General features: G+C 71.0%; 13 protein-coding genes. 1 reads left to right on the top strand and 12 read right to left on the bottom strand.

What is annotated here, in order from left to right; all coding sequences use genetic code 11:
* Positions 1-23: 23 nt before the first annotated feature.
* A complete protein-coding gene (gene fxsA / locus AB0I83_RS27375; RefSeq protein ID WP_356536044.1) occupies positions 24-191 on the bottom strand; it encodes an FxSxx-COOH cyclophane-containing RiPP peptide in 168 nt (55 codons plus the stop codon).
* Positions 192-641: 450 nt separating this feature from the next.
* Positions 642-1,352, bottom strand: coding sequence for a hypothetical protein (locus AB0I83_RS27380; protein ID WP_356536043.1), 711 nt, complete (start codon positions 1,350-1,352; stop codon positions 642-644).
* A gap of 307 nt (positions 1,353-1,659) precedes the next feature.
* Here AB0I83_RS27380 and AB0I83_RS27385 point away from each other — a divergent pair, with 307 nt between their 5' ends.
* Positions 1,660-2,589 carry a DUF4231 domain-containing protein gene (locus AB0I83_RS27385; RefSeq protein ID WP_356536042.1) on the top strand — a complete coding sequence of 310 codons (930 nt, stop codon included), beginning with the start codon at positions 1,660-1,662 and terminating at the stop codon, positions 2,587-2,589.
* A gap of 107 nt (positions 2,590-2,696) precedes the next feature.
* Here AB0I83_RS27385 and AB0I83_RS27390 read toward each other — a convergent pair whose 3' ends face one another.
* From AB0I83_RS27390 to AB0I83_RS27435, 10 genes are all read right to left on the bottom strand, one after another.
* Entirely contained in the window at positions 2,697-3,176 is a 480-nt protein-coding gene (locus tag AB0I83_RS27390; RefSeq protein WP_356536041.1) for a hypothetical protein, read from the bottom strand.
* Between the two features lie 183 nt (positions 3,177-3,359).
* Positions 3,360-4,262: a S1 family peptidase gene (locus tag AB0I83_RS27395; protein ID WP_363306524.1), complete on the bottom strand. Its 903-nt coding sequence runs from the start codon at positions 4,260-4,262 to the stop codon at positions 3,360-3,362.
* 311 nt (positions 4,263-4,573) lie between these two features.
* Positions 4,574-5,380, bottom strand: coding sequence for a DUF1684 domain-containing protein (locus AB0I83_RS27400; RefSeq protein ID WP_363306525.1), 807 nt, complete (start codon positions 5,378-5,380; stop codon positions 4,574-4,576).
* Positions 5,381-5,384: 4 nt separating this feature from the next.
* Complete coding sequence (locus AB0I83_RS27405; protein ID WP_363306555.1) at positions 5,385-6,704, bottom strand: NtaA/DmoA family FMN-dependent monooxygenase; 1,320 nt, start codon at positions 6,702-6,704, stop codon at positions 5,385-5,387.
* A 5-nt stretch (positions 6,705-6,709) separates the two neighbouring features.
* Positions 6,710-7,786, bottom strand: coding sequence for an LLM class flavin-dependent oxidoreductase (locus AB0I83_RS27410; protein WP_363306526.1), 1,077 nt, complete (start codon positions 7,784-7,786; stop codon positions 6,710-6,712).
* 16 nt (positions 7,787-7,802) lie between these two features.
* Positions 7,803-8,777 carry an ABC transporter substrate-binding protein gene (locus AB0I83_RS27415; protein WP_363306527.1) on the bottom strand — a complete coding sequence of 325 codons (975 nt, stop codon included), beginning with the start codon at positions 8,775-8,777 and terminating at the stop codon, positions 7,803-7,805.
* Between the two features lie 66 nt (positions 8,778-8,843).
* Positions 8,844-9,596, bottom strand: coding sequence for an amino acid ABC transporter ATP-binding protein (locus tag AB0I83_RS27420; protein ID WP_356843522.1), 753 nt, complete (start codon positions 9,594-9,596; stop codon positions 8,844-8,846).
* A 32-nt stretch (positions 9,597-9,628) separates the two neighbouring features.
* Positions 9,629-10,531, bottom strand: coding sequence for an amino acid ABC transporter permease (locus tag AB0I83_RS27425; protein ID WP_363306528.1), 903 nt, complete (start codon positions 10,529-10,531; stop codon positions 9,629-9,631).
* A gap of 43 nt (positions 10,532-10,574) precedes the next feature.
* Positions 10,575-12,416 carry an FAD/NAD(P)-binding protein gene (locus AB0I83_RS27430; protein ID WP_363306529.1) on the bottom strand — a complete coding sequence of 614 codons (1,842 nt, stop codon included), beginning with the start codon at positions 12,414-12,416 and terminating at the stop codon, positions 10,575-10,577.
* Positions 12,413-13,279, bottom strand: a complete 867-nt coding sequence (locus AB0I83_RS27435) for an amino acid ABC transporter permease (protein ID WP_356536034.1) — start codon at positions 13,277-13,279, stop codon at positions 12,413-12,415. The genes AB0I83_RS27430 and AB0I83_RS27435 overlap by 4 nt, the downstream gene beginning before the upstream one ends.
* Between the last annotated feature and the right edge of the window lie 420 nt (positions 13,280-13,699).

Here is a 13,699-nt window from a genome sequence, read left to right on the forward strand (position 1 = left end):
CAGTCTAGCCATCGGCCCTCGTCTCAGAGTGCAGAGCTGAAGGTCGAAATCTCGGTGGGGCGACTCGTGGAGGTACCGAATACCCGCCCGATCTTCCTCGAGGCGTCGGCGCCCCGTGCGTCGATCATGGCGAGCGGTACACGGCTCTTCTTCGCAATGGCGAAGGAGGGGGAGGTCTCGTAGGTCTTCACGGGCCGTCCTTGATGGATTGTTTCTGGACTGTTCCTGGACACTGGATCGCAGCCGGTACCTGCGTATTCGCAGTGCCCGGCGGCACGACTTTACCGCCCGCGCAGGCCGTCGCAAACGCCGCCGTGAGACGAAAACCCGCGTTTAAGCCGAATTGCGATGACCGAAATTCTGACGCCGATTGAGCCACGCGGGTGAGTACCCGCCGGGCGAGCCCGCACCGGCGCCGGGGCCCGAGGTACGACGGGGGCCTCACCACCTCGTGATTCTGCTTGCGAACAGCCGTTTCACCCTTTTCTCTCGCGTCGTACCACCACGAGTCGCGGGGCCACCCGAACAGCAGCACCTGGCCGCACCGGAACCTCCTGCGCCAACAGGCCTCCGCAGAAGCAGCGTTCACCCGTCCGGCGCTCAGGCACCCTGTGTCGCGGCGGTCGCGGCCGGCTCGGGGGTCAGTCGAGGGAGGCGGAAGCCGTCGCCCTCGCCCCTCTCAGGCAGTCCCCGACGCGTTCATGGCTGTCCCCGACCACGTCGACCACCCGGACCCGGGTGTAGAGGGCGTCGACACGCTCCACGCACTTCTTCGAGAAGGCTCCCACCAGCACCGTCTCGTAGCTACCGGTGCCCACCAGAGGGAATCCCGTACCCATGTCGATCAGCTGGAAGTCCTCGGCGACCGCCAGGCCCAGAGCCGTCAGCTCGGCCGCGGCGCCGTTCAGATCGGTCCATCCGGCGCGGTCCGGGGCGCCCGCCCCGGCCGGAACCACCAGGAAGTCGTACGACTCGACGGCGGCGATGTGCTGACCGCCGTTCAGTATGCCCACTCTCCATGCCTGGACGTCCCCTTTGAGGTGGTCCTTCACCCAGGAATTCCGCCAGCCCAGGTAGGGGCGCACCGTACGGGCGTACTGGGCCCGCGCCAGGACCGCACCGGCCGCGACGGCCAACAGGCTCCCGAGGGCCTCCATGTCGAGCAACTGCAACCGCCAGGGCCACTCACCCGACGCCGCGGGCCCGACGTTGGCACGTACGGACTCCCACAGGAGGACCAGCACCAGCAGCGCGAGCAGCACCAGGGGTGCGGTGAACAGCAGCGGACTCCGCCGCACTCTGCGCTGGGCACCCGCCAGGGGCGCGGCGCCTCCCGAACTCGCTCCGACCACTCGGCCCTCCCCGGCCCGACGTACAGGGAGTTGCCCGGCGGTGCCACAACTCCCTTACAAAGCAATGCTGTTGCTCGATCCTCGCACAAGGGCACGCGCCGCACGAGAGCGCCCTGCGGGGCCCTTCGCGCATCGGGAGACCGCCGAGGCGCCATTGCCGTCGACGGAGCCGCGACCTACTCTCGTGGCCCCGGTAGGCGGCCGCCGCGCCCTCCGAGCCCCGGGCAGCACCGATCGGACCCGGCTCCGGCAGCCGGTCCGGCCGCACGACCCGACAGGTAAGCCACAACTGCAGACGGGGGTGAACATGCCAGCGATTCCCGGACCGCTGCGGAGCATGGTCTTCAGGAGCGCCGATCTGCCCGCGCTCTTCCACCACACCGACGCCGTCGCCGTCGCGCGCCGGCGTGAGGCGGTCAACAGCACCCGCGCGCAGTTGGCCCTGCTCGTCCTGGGCACCGTACCCGCCGCACTGCCCTGGCACGTCGAAGTCGGTGACTCGATCCAACTCCTCGACGCCGTAGCGGTGTCGGCGTACCTCGGCGTCCTGGTCGCGACCTACCTCACCTCACGGCGCAAAGCGAAGTCGCACTGGCAACTCAACCGCTCCGCAGCGGAGTTCATCAAGTCGAACTGCTGGCGCTACGCGGTCCACGGATCCCCCTTCGACACCGGCGTCCAGCACCCCGAGGCGGTGTTCGCGAGCCGGCTCGAGGAGGGACTGCAGGAGTTGCGCAAGGTGGGGTGGGACGACCCCAGGGAGGAGCTGGCGGACTCCGGTGGCGGGCTGATCACCGCCTCCATGCGGGAGTTACGGGACAAGGCCTTCACCGTACGCAAGGAGACGTACATCAGGGACCGGCTCATCGAGCAGCGGCGCTGGTACCGCAGGCGCATGCTGGTGTCGCGGCGCGGGGCGCTCGTCTGGTCGAGCACCGTCGCCGTGCTGACGCTGCCCGCCCTCGTACTCGCGGTGCTGCAGGCGTTCGGAGGCGCCGGTTCCCTGGCGTTGACGGGGACGTTCTCCGCGGCGGCGGCCGGCTGCCTCGCCTGGAACGAGATGCGACGCCATCACCCTCTGGTGTCGGCGCACTCTCTGGTGGAGGAGGACCTGGAGAGCATGCAGGCGGCGATGGAGACCACCCTCACCGAGCGGCAGTGGGCCGCCGCGGTCTTCGAGACGGAGCGGATCGTCTCACCCGAGCACACGGACTGGCTGGTCAGACACCGGATGTGACGCCTTGTGAGATCCGGGCTACGGGGTGGGGGCCGGATACCGCGCGCGGGCCCGCCACTGGATGTGACGCCCTGCGGGTCCGGCTCGGGGTCGCACGCCGAGCGGTGTCAGCCGCGCTCCACCCCCTCGCGCCAGATGACGGTGACCGGCCGGCCGAGGGTGCGGGCGTACGTCACGATGTCGCCGGTGCCGCCCAGGCCCCGCGCGGGCCGGCCGTCCCAGACCGCGAGCAGCCGGTCGCAGTGGTCGGCGATGTAGGCGCCCGCCGCGTAGTAGGCCTCGTCGGTGGAGTGCGGGAAGTCCAGCCGCACCTCACGTGTGGCACGGGCCCTCAGCATCCGGTACCGAGCGAGGTCGGCCCGGTCGGGGAACCCCGACTCGTAGTCCCCGCTGGGGATGACCACGGTCAGCTCCGCGCCGTGGGCCAGCGCCAGGTCGGCGAACAGGGTGTCGGCCCCGACCGCCAGGCTGGAGAGGGCCTCCAGGGAGCCTTCGTGACCGCGGAGCGCCGCCCTCATCCCCTCCAGCACCTGGGCCCGGGCCTCCGTAGGAATGGAGCGGTGACCGGTCACTCCGATGCGTTTCACGGACCTGGAACCCCCTGGTGTCTGCGGGGGCCGCAGGGCATCCCTCCGGAGCGCACAGCGGTAGCCCCCCGTGATGCCAATGCGACCGACCGTACCCGCATCCTCTCAAAGGCCCAGGGCGGAACGGGAGCCCCCGCCGGGAATCGGCGGGGGCTCACGGGGGTGCGAAGGTGACCGGACGGGTCAGTACACGCTCACCCCGTACGCGCTCAGCGCTTCGGTGACCGGCTGGAAGTAGGTCGTACCGCCGGAGGAGCAGTTGCCGCTGCCGCCGGAGAGGATCCCGATCGCCCGGGTACCGGAGTAGAGAGGGCTGCCGGAGTCACCGGGTTCGGCGCAGATGTTGGTGCGGATCAAGCCGTGGACGACGTCCCCGTTGCCGTAGTTGATCGTGGCGTTGAGAGCGGTGACGATGCCGCTTTGGATACCGGTCGTCGACCCCTGGCGGGTGACGGCCATGCCGACGGTGGCGTTGGCGGCGCTGGTGATGTCCTGGCTGCCCACGGTGCCGGACTTGACGACCGAGGTGTTGGTGTAGCGCACGATGCCGTAGTCGTCGGTCGGGAAGCTGGATCCCGTCGTGGTGCCGAGGACCGTGGTGTGGGCAGCGTCGGCCCACCAGGTGTCCGTGCCTTCGGTGCAGTGGCCGGCGGTCAGGAAGTAGTAGGTGCTGCCGCTGCGGACGTTGAACCCGAGGGAGCAGCGCCCGCTCGACGAGTAGACGGCGTCACCGCCCGATATCAGCTTGCTGAACCTTCCGGGGGTGTGTTCGATGCGCAGGGCGCCGGCGTCGGCCCCGGCCGCCTTCCTGATCCTCGCGATCTCGGCCTGCGACACGGTGCTGTCCGCGGTGACGACCAGCCGCCCGGTCGCGGGGTCGGTGTTCCAGGCGGTACCGGCGACGTCGGCCTCGAGTACGGCCGCTCCTGCCGCGTCGAGCTGCTTGGCGCTGTACGTTCCGGTCCGCTCGGCGTTGGCCGAGGGGACCGCGAAGGCCGCGACAGCGACGAGGCCCGTGACGACGGCCGTGATCCGGCCGCGTCCCGCGGTGCTGCCGCCGAGGGGGTTGGTGCGTTTGATCCTCACTTCTCGTTCCTCCCGAGGGGAATCGGGGGCCCGCAGGTGGGGTGGCCGGACCCGTGAGGCGCGGTCAGGGGCGCACGCATACCGAAAGCGTGCGAATCGGGGAGAAGGCGCAGACCTGACGAGCGCTGCTCGGGAGTATTCGGGGCGTCGACTTGCCGCGCAAGGGGGCCTTTCGGCCGCCCGGCGCGGGCAGTGCGGTCGGCCCGACGCCCCTGTGGCCGCAGGGGCGGACAGGGGCCGAAGGGGCTGACGCGGCCGCCCGGCCCGGAGGGACGGGAGGGCGCGGAACGGTGACGCGGGGCCGGGCCGGGTCAGCCGTCGATGCGGTTCCGCTCCCCCGCCGGTACGGCCGCCGTGAGGGTGTTGCCGGGCGGTGGGAAGGGGCAGATGAAGTGGTCGGCGAAGGCGCACGGCGGCAGCAGTGCGCGGTTGAGGTCGACCCGCACCCTGCCGTCCTCGCCGGGCGCCGCGGGCCTGAGGAAGCGGAACCGGTAGCTGGTGTCCCCGCTGGTGGCGTCGGCGAAGACGGCCCAGAGCGAGCCGTCCGGTTCGACCGCGACCTGGAGGGTGTGCTCGGTCCCGTCCAGGGTGAAGGCGATCTCGCCCGAGAGGCCGAGGCCCCGCTCGCGCCCGTCGGCGTTCTCGACCCGGATGCTCTTCTCGGTGTCGTACGGCCGGAAGGTGCCGTCCACCGACCACCGGGCGTCGTACGGAGTGGCCTCGATGGTCCGGAAGGCGTGCCGTGCCGGTGAGAGCGGGTCGAAGTCCCTTACCGCCCAGAGGCCTTCGCGGCGCAGCACGACCAGCCTGCGCTCCGTCTGCGCCACCCTCGACGTGTCGATGGCGCCCCGGTCGGCGCCCAGGCGTACGTCGCCGGTGAGCGGCTTCGCGTCGACGGTCAGCCCGTCCTCGGGGGTGGCGGTGAGCACCACCTCGTCGCCGTCCTCGCGCCACAGCCCGGGTACGCCCGGAATCCGCCCCTCCGGGTGGTCGGCGAGCCAGTGGGTGCCGGTGAGGGCGAGTGGGCCGTGCGGCGCGGCCACCGCGACGATGCGCCCCTCGTGCCAGCGCTGCCAGGCGTGGAACTCCTCGCTGTCCTGCTGTGCGTCCGTGCTCATGCGGTCAACCTTTCCACACCGGCTCGGCCAGGCCCAGGTGCGACCTCAGCGTGGAGCCGGTGTATTCGGAGCGGAAGGCTCCGCGTTCCTGGAGGAGCGGGACGACCCGGTCGACGAAGTCGTCGAGGCCGCCAGGAGTGAGGTGCGGTACGAGGATGAAGCCGTCGGCCGCGTCGGCGGCGACGAAGGCCTCCAGTGCGGCGGCGACCGTCTCCGGGGAGCCGATGAAGGACTGCCGGGCCGATGACTCGATGACCGTCCGGCGGATGGAGAGCCCCTTGGCCTCCGAGAGCGCCCGCCACTTCGCGGCGACGGCGAGCGGGTCCGCGACCCGCACCCGGCCCTGGACCAGGCTCGACGCGGGATCCGGGTCGATGTCGGGGAGGGGGCCGTCGGGGTCGTACGAGGAGAGGTCGCGGCCCCAGACCTGTTCGAGGGCGAGGATGGCGTTCTGCGGGGAGACCTGGAGACTGCGGATCTCGGCGGCGTTGTGCTGGGCCTCCGCGTCCGTGTCGCCGATCACGACGGTGACACCCGGCATGATCTTCAGGTCTCCGGGCTGCCTGCCGTGTTTCGCCAGGCGGGCCTTGACGTCGGCGTAGAAGGCCTTCCCGGCCTCCAGGGTGCCGTGCCGGGTGAAGATGACGTCGGCTGCGGAGGCGGCGAACTCCCTGCCCGCGTCGGAGTCCCCTGCCTGGATGACGACCGGGTGCCCCTGGGGTGAGCGCGGGACCGTGAACTCCCCGGCGATGTCGAAGTGCTGTCCGGTGTGGGCGAACGGCCGCGATGTGCCGTCCGGCGTCCAGGAGTCCCACAACTCCCGTGCCGTGGCGACGAATTCCGCGGCGCGGGTGTAGGGGGTCCCCTCTGTTCGAGCGGAGTCGGGACCTTGGGGCAGGCCGCTCCGGTCGAGGTAGCCCCCGCGGCGGAAGTTCTCCCCGGTGAAGGCGTCGGATGAGGTCACCACGTTCCACGCGGCGCGGCCGGCGCTGAGGTGGTCGAGCGTGGCCAGGCGGCGGGCCAGTTCGTAGGGCTCGTTGAAGGTGGCGTTGACCGTGGCCGCGAGCCCCAGCCGCTCCGTGACCGCGGCGAGGGCGTTGAGCACGGTGAGGGATTCGGGGCGGCCCACCACGTCCAGGTCGTGGATCCGGCCGTTGTGCTCACGCAGCCGGAGCCCCTCGGCGAGGAAGAAGAAGTCGAACTTCCCGCGCTCCGCCGTCCTGGCCAGGTGCTCGAAGGAGGCGAAGTCGATCTGGCTCCGGGACCGGGGATCGGTCCACACGGTCGTGCTGTTGACGCCCGGGAAGTGGGCGGCGAGGTGCATCGGCTTCATGACTTCCCCCCGGAGGCCGCGGCGGCTGCGAAGCGGCTGGCCGGCCTACTCAGGCCGAGGTGCTCGCGGAGTGTCCCGCCCGGGTGGAAGGAGCGGAACAGGCTCCGGTGCTGGAGGAGCGCGACGGTCCCGTTGACGATCCGCTCCAGGTCGCGCTCCGGGGTGATCGGGGTGAGGTGGAAGCCGTCCACGGCCCCTCCCCGGTGCCACCGGGTGATGAGTTCGGCGAGGTCGACCGGGCCGCCCCGGAAGTAGGTCCCCCGCCCGGCCAGTCGCGGACCGCTCGTGAGGCCGGGTTCGGGCGCCGTCTCCGCGTCCCCGAGGTCGACGGTGAGCGAGACCAGCACCCGGAGGGTGTCCGGGTCACGCCCGTGGGCGGCGGCTCCTCGGCGCAGGTCGTCGCGGAGCGATTGCGCCTGCTCGGGCGAGGTCGCGCGTACGAGGACGACGTCGGCGTGCCGGGCGGCGGGCTCCCTGGCCGGGCCGCTCGTGCCGTCGATGACGGTGACGGGCCGCCCCTGCGGTGGCCGGGGCACGATGGCAGGGCCCCGTACGGAGAAGTGGCTGCCCTCGAAGTCGACGTAGTGCAGCTTGGCGCGGTCGACGAAGCGGCCGGTGGCGACGTCGCGGATCTCCGCGTCGTCCTCCCAGCTGTCCCACAGCCGGGCACCGACGTCGGCCACCTCACCGGCCTCCTGCCACAGCTCGGCGGCGGGTGCGGCGGCGCGACGGCCGAACAGCCGTGCCTCGGCCCCGGTGGTCGAGACGTCGGCCTGCCAGCCCGCGCGTCCCCTGCTGACCCAGTCGAGGGTGGCGACGGCGGACGAGACGTGGAAGGGCTCGGTGTGCGTGGTGGTGACGGTCGGTACGAGGCCGATCCTGCTGGTGGCCGGGGCGACGCGGGCGAGTACGGCGAGGGCGTCGGGGCCCGGCCGGGCGAAGGAGTCGTTGAGGGTGACGAAGTCGAGCGCGCCCCGTTCGGCGAGGCGGGCGAGCGCAACGTGGGCGTTCGCGTCGTAGCGGGGCGGGCCGCCGATCTCGGCGGCGAGGTGGAGTGGCCTGGTGGCGGACATGCGGAACCTCTCGGGGTCAGTTCTTGGTCTTGGGGAGGCCGGGCGGGTTGATCTCGGACTTCTCGACGGCCTCGTCGGAAAGGCCCCAGCGCCCCAGCGCCTCGGCGTAGGAACCGTCCTGGATGATGTGGTCGATCGCGGCGCCGTACGCCTCCACCAGCCCGCTGTCCTTCTTCGTGGTGGCGGCGATCTTCCCCTGCACGCCGTCACCACCGCCCGAGAGCGTGCCGATGATCTCGGACTGTCCGGCCGAGGCGACGTGGTAGTTGGCCGAGGGGCTCGGGCCGAGGTAGGCGTCGATGCGGCCCGACTGGAGGGCCAGGTAGTAGTCGGTGTCCTTCTGGAAGTACTTGATGTCGACCGGCTTCCGGCCCGCCTCGACGTTCTGCTCGTTCCAGTCGACCAGGATCTTCTCCTGGTTGGTGCCGGAGGCCACGGAGATCGTCCTCCCCGCCACGTCCGCCGGGCCCTTCACCTTCCAGCCGGAGCCCTTCTCGGCCTCGAAGGCGATGTTGTCGAGCCGGTAGGTCGCGAAGTCGTACTTCTCCTTGCGCTCCTCGGTCACGGTGACGTTGGACAGGACTCCGTCGAACTTCGAGCTGTCCAGACCGACGAAGAGGTTCTCCCAGGAGACCTCCTCGAACTCGGGCTCCAGACCGAGGGTGTCCGCTATGAGGGTGGCCAGGTCGATCTCGCTGCCGATCCGGGTCTTGTCGTCGGTGGCGTAGAAGCCGAGCGGGGGCGAGGCGTCGGCACTCGCACCGAGCCGGAGGGTGCCGCGCTCGCGGACGGCAGCCGGCACCTTGGCCGCGATGGCGTCGACCTTCTCACCTCTGATCCGGTTCTGGTCGGGGCCGATGTTGACACCGGTGTCCTTCCGGCCATCGGCACGGATCACGTCGTCGGCGACGTCGGTGCCTCCGCACGCGGTGAGCAGCCCGGCGGCGGTGAGCGTGGCGAGGGCGGCGGTGAGGGTGCGGCGGACGGGCACGTGACTGCTCCTTGATCGCGGGGACGGTTGCGGGGACGGTGGTGAGGACGGCCGCGGGGACACGGCTCAGAGGACCTTGGAGAGGAAGGCGCGGGTGCGTTCCTGGACCGGGTGGTCCAGGACGTCGGATGGCGTGCCCTGCTCGACGATCCGTCCCTCGTCCATGAAGACGACGGTGTCGGCGACCTCGCGGGCGAAGCCGATCTCGTGCGTGACGACGATCATCGTGGTGCCGCCGTGTGCGAGGTCCTTGATGACGTCGAGGACCTCACCGACGAGTTCGGGGTCGAGCGCCGAGGTCGGCTCGTCGAAGAGGAGCAGCTTCGGTTCCAGGGCGAGGGCACGGGCGATGGCGACGCGCTGCTGCTGGCCGCCGGACAGTTGCTTGGGGTACGCCCCGGCCTTGTCGGCCAGTCCGACGCGGGCCAGGAGCCGCTCCGCCGCCGCGACGGCTTCCCTGCGAGGGCGGCCGAGGGCGGCGACGGGCGCCTCGATGACGTTCTCGAGGACGGTGAGGTGCGGAAAGAGGTTGAAGTTCTGGAAGACGAAGCCGATCCGGGTGCGCTGGCGCAGGACCTCGCGCTCGCGCAGCTCGTACAGCTTGTCGCCGGACCTGCGGTAGCCGACCAGGGTGCCGTCGACGCTGATCCAGCCCTGGTCGACCTTCTCCAGGTGGTTGATGGTGCGCAGCAGCGTGGACTTGCCGGAACCCGACGGGCCGAGGACGACGGTCACCTCACCGGCCCGGACGGACAGGTCGATGCCCCGGAGCACCTGCAGCGAGCCGAAGTTCTTGTGTACGGAGTGGATCTCGACCATGGCTTCGGTGCCGGTGGTCCTGGCGGGTGCGCTCATCGCACGGCCCCCTTGGCGTAGTGACGTTCGACGTAGTGCTGGAGGACGGAGAGCACGGTGGTCAGGAGGATGTACCAGACGGTGGCGACCATGAGCAGCGGCACGACCCTGCCGTTGCGGCCGTAGACGACCTGGACCTGGTAGAAGAGTTCGCCGATCGCCATCACGGAGACGATCGAGGTTCCCTTGAAGAGGGAGATGATCTCGTTGGCGGCGTTCGGCAGGATGGACCGCATCGCCTGCGGCAGCACGATGCGCCGCAGCTGGCGCAGCCGCGGGATCCCGAGCGCGGCTGCGGCCTCCAACTGGCCGCTGTCCACGGCAAGTACGCCGCCCCGGACGATCTCCGCCGCGTACGCCGCCTGGTGCAGCGCGAGACCGAGGACGGCGGCGCTCATCGCGCCGACGAGGTTCATGGTGTCGAAGGAGACGAACCCGGGCCCGAACGGGATGCCGAACCGGAGCTCCTTGTAGAGGTAGGCGAGGTTGAACCAGAACAGCAGCTGCACGATGAGCGGGATCGAGCGGAACGCCCAGACGTACGCGTACGAGACCGCCCTGAGCAACGGGCTGGCGGACAGCCGCATGAAGGCCAGGACGATGCCGATCGCGAAGCCGAGGACGGTGCCGTAGAAGGTCAGCTGGAGGGTGACCCATACGGCGTGGAGGACGGTCCCGGTGGTGACGAAGTGGGCGAAGACGTCCCACTCCCAACCGGGGTTGGTGATCAGCCCGTTCAGGAACTGGGCGAGCAGGACGGCGGTGGCGGCGACGGACACCCAGCGCCAGGGGTGTCGCACCGGTACGACTTTCAGGGCCGCGTACTCATGGGCGGCCGTCTTCTCGCCCGGGTCGGCACCGGTCGGGCGGTCGAGAGGTGGATCGCTGGTCAGCGACATGGTGTGGGTTCCTTCTGCGACGTGTGTGGGAACGGGGGCGCGCTCAGGCTGTGAGGCGGTCCCGACAGGAGAGGTCGCGCAGGAACGCGAGCGCCGTGCGGGCGGTGGCGTCGTTCTGCCCGAAGGCCGGTCCTCCGGTGCGCGGCCGGGTGAAGGCGCCGCTGGAACGTGCGGTGGTGTACGGGCCGAGCGCGAAGCGGCGCGGGTGCGGGAGGCCGTCGCGGTACAGCACTCGTCCGTCCGCGGGGTCCACGGAGAGCAGCCCCGTGCCGGTGCCGGCGGCCCCGTCCTCGTGCAGGCCCCGCAGCAGCGTGCTGCGCGTGTTCCGCAGCGACGGGTCGGGCAGCCTGGCCTCGACCAGGGCGCGGGCCTCGGTGTGGGCGCCGGGCACGGTGGCGCTGCGGGCGCGGAAGACGCCCTGCTCCTCGTCGGCGTCCACGGTCGTGTCCGCGCCGAGGAAGCGCACGACCCCGGCTCGCGACAGGGCCAGGAGCTGGCGCAGGCGGGGGCCGGGCGGCCCCGAGGCGAGGTAGCTGAAGAAGCCGTGCCAGTGGTTCCCCGTGTCCCCGAGCCGGGTCAACTGCGCGTACACGGAGAGCAGTCCGAGGAACACGGCGAGGTCGGGGCTGTGCCGGGGGTCGTGGCGGCGTTCGAGGTCGGCGGTGATGTAGGCGCGCAGGCCGTCCTGCAGGTCGTCGTACGAGTCGTGGCGCACCCCGTCGAGGGGGCGGTCGAGGGCGTCCAGGTCGAGCCGGTCGGCCGGGTCGGGTACGGCCGAGGCGACGAGCGCGGCGAGCTCGGGGCTGCCGGGTTCCGCGACGGCGTACTTCTCCTCGAAGTCGTGCCGGGCGACGGCGGTGCGTTCGGGGTGGGCGGCGTAGAGCCGCCGGTAGTGCGCCTGGCCGAGCTCCTTCGCGATGAGCGGCCACAGGTCGCGCCGGAAGTCCACGGGGCCGGGCCTGCCGAGGATCTCCTCCACCTGGGCAGGGCCGAAGTGGTGCGGAAGTGCCGGGTGTTCGCCCTGCCAGGCGTAGCCGATCTTGGAGTGGTACGGGACGCCGCGCCGCGATCCGACGTACAGGACGGGTTCCTGGCCGGAGGGCAGGTAGACCCCGTTCTCGTGGCGCCCGCCGCGCCCCTCGGTCAGCAGCACCATCAGGTCGATGAAGGCGAGGCCGAAGCCGCGCACGATGACGGGCTCACCCGCGGGCAGGTCCGTCAGATCCGTGTCGGCGGTGAAGTCCGGTGGCAGATAGGTCAGTTCGTGGCGTTCGGCGAATGCGGTGAACTCCCGCTGCTCCGTGTCCGGTTCGGCGTCGAGGTGGCCGACGGTGAGGACGACGAGGTCGGCGGCGATCGGCTCGGCGCGCCCCCGGAGCCAGACGTGCTGCCGGCCGTCCCGTGGGCCCGAGACCCGGTGTGCGAGGCCGGTGTGCTCGTGGACGGTGATGCCGGGCGGGAGCGCGGCGACCGCCCGCTCGTACACCCAGCGCAGATAGGCGCTCTGCAGCCGTCGGCTGGGGAAGTCCTGGTCGCCGAGCCGGTGGATCTCCTCCAGGATCCCGGGGTCCGCACCGATGACGGTCCGTCCGGCGCGGACGTCCGCGGCCCAGGTGTGCAGTGCGGGTCCGGGGCTCACCGGGCCGTCCAGCTGGACGGTCTCGTCGGTGAACATGGTGACGTCCTCTGCCATGGAGTTCATCCAGAGCAGCGGGGACTGGTCCTGCCGCCAGATCCGTCCGCCGCCGGGCGGATACGGGTCGACGAGGTGGATGTCCAGGGGGCGGTCGCCGTACAGCTCGGCGGCGTTGGCCGCGATGCGTTCGAGGACTCCGGTGCCGCGCGGTCCGCCGCCTACGACGACCAGGACGGGTGCGCCGCTCACCGTGCGCCTGCCGTGCCGCGGGCGTAGTGGCGTTCGACGTAGTACTGGCCGAGGGAGAGCAGCGAGGTGACGGCGACGTACCAGAGGGTGGCGACCAGCAGGAGCGGGATGACCTCGTAGGTGCGGTGGTAGACGAGCTGCACCGAGTAGAGCAGGTCCTGTACGGCGATGATGCTGACGATGGAGGTGCCCTTGAGCGTCCCGATCAGCATGTTCCCCGCGGGCGGGACGATGGAGCGCATGGCCTGCGGCAGCACGATCCGCCGGAGCCGCCGCCAGGGCCCGAGTCCGAGCGACTGGGCGGCCTCCAGCTGGCCGCGCTCGACCGACAGGATGCCGCCTCGGACCACTTCGGCGGCGTACGCGGCCTCGTGGAGCGTGAGCCCGATGACGGCGACGGCGACGGGGCCGAGGAGGTTGACCGTGTCGACACCGAGGATCTGTGGGTAGAGGGCGCCGATGTTGAACCAGAAGAGCAGCTGGACGAGGATCGGCGTGGACCTGAACAGCCAGATGTAGCCCCAGCTGACGCCCCTGAGCACCGGGTTGCCGGAGAGCCTGAACACGGCGAGCAGGGTGCCGAGGGCGAAGCCCAGCACCATGACCAGGCCGGTGAGCCACAGGGTCAGCCCGAGGCCCCGCAGCACGGAGTCGGTCGTGAGGTAGTCACCGACGACGTCCCATTGGAAGGCGTCGTTGCGCACGACGGAGACCAGGGCGCCGGCCAGGAGGACCAGGACGGCGACCGCCGCCGCCCACTGCCCTGTCCGGCGCACGGGGACGATGCGGGGGGCCGGTTCTTCGGCGGCCTCACGGGGCCTGGCGGGAAGTGAGGAGGAAAGGCTGTCTGTAGGCGCGGACATGCGAAGGCTCCGTGGATGCAGAGATCGAACACGGGGCGTGCCTTCGGTGCGGAGCACAACGTGGACCGGGCCCCTCAGCGCCGGTCCGTTCCTGAGAGAAGCGCCGTCGGGGCCCTGTTGTCAAGCTTGTCCACAGTGTGAGCCGCACGTCTCAGCCCGGTTGACGCGCAACCGGATGCCTGTTCCACTTGGGCCATGTATTCGCAGCTGTGGCTGGTCACCCGCTCCCACATCGACTTCGGTCGTGTGTGGTCCTGTTCGTGTTGAGCTGACCCCCCTGCGTCTCCCTCTCCTCCGCTCGCGCCCCCGTCGGCGTTCGAGCTCCTTCCGCAGCGTTCCTTCGCGTGCACAGCACAGCTCCGCCCTCCCCTCGTATCGCTGATCTCCCGCCCCGACGCTCCGTGCTGCCTCTGCCGCGGA

The sequence above is a fragment of the Streptomyces sp. NPDC049970 genome (assembly GCF_040660235.1).
Lineage (GTDB): Bacteria > Actinomycetota > Actinomycetes > Streptomycetales > Streptomycetaceae > Streptomyces.

Coding starts and splice junctions, on each gene's coding strand:
- AB0I83_RS27385 (WP_356536042.1), top strand. CDS start 1,660: ATGCCAGCGATTCCCGGACCGCTGCGGAGCATGGTCTTCAGGAGCGCC.
- AB0I83_RS27400 (WP_363306525.1), bottom strand. CDS start 5,380: ATGAGCACGGACGCACAGCAGGACAGCGAGGAGTTCCACGCCTGGCAG.
- AB0I83_RS27405 (WP_363306555.1), bottom strand. CDS start 6,704: ATGCACCTCGCCGCCCACTTCCCGGGCGTCAACAGCACGACCGTGTGG.
- AB0I83_RS27410 (WP_363306526.1), bottom strand. CDS start 7,786: ATGTCCGCCACCAGGCCACTCCACCTCGCCGCCGAGATCGGCGGCCCG.
- AB0I83_RS27420 (WP_356843522.1), bottom strand. CDS start 9,596: ATGGTCGAGATCCACTCCGTACACAAGAACTTCGGCTCGCTGCAGGTG.
- AB0I83_RS27425 (WP_363306528.1), bottom strand. CDS start 10,531: ATGTCGCTGACCAGCGATCCACCTCTCGACCGCCCGACCGGTGCCGAC.
- AB0I83_RS27435 (WP_356536034.1), bottom strand. CDS start 13,279: ATGTCCGCGCCTACAGACAGCCTTTCCTCCTCACTTCCCGCCAGGCCC.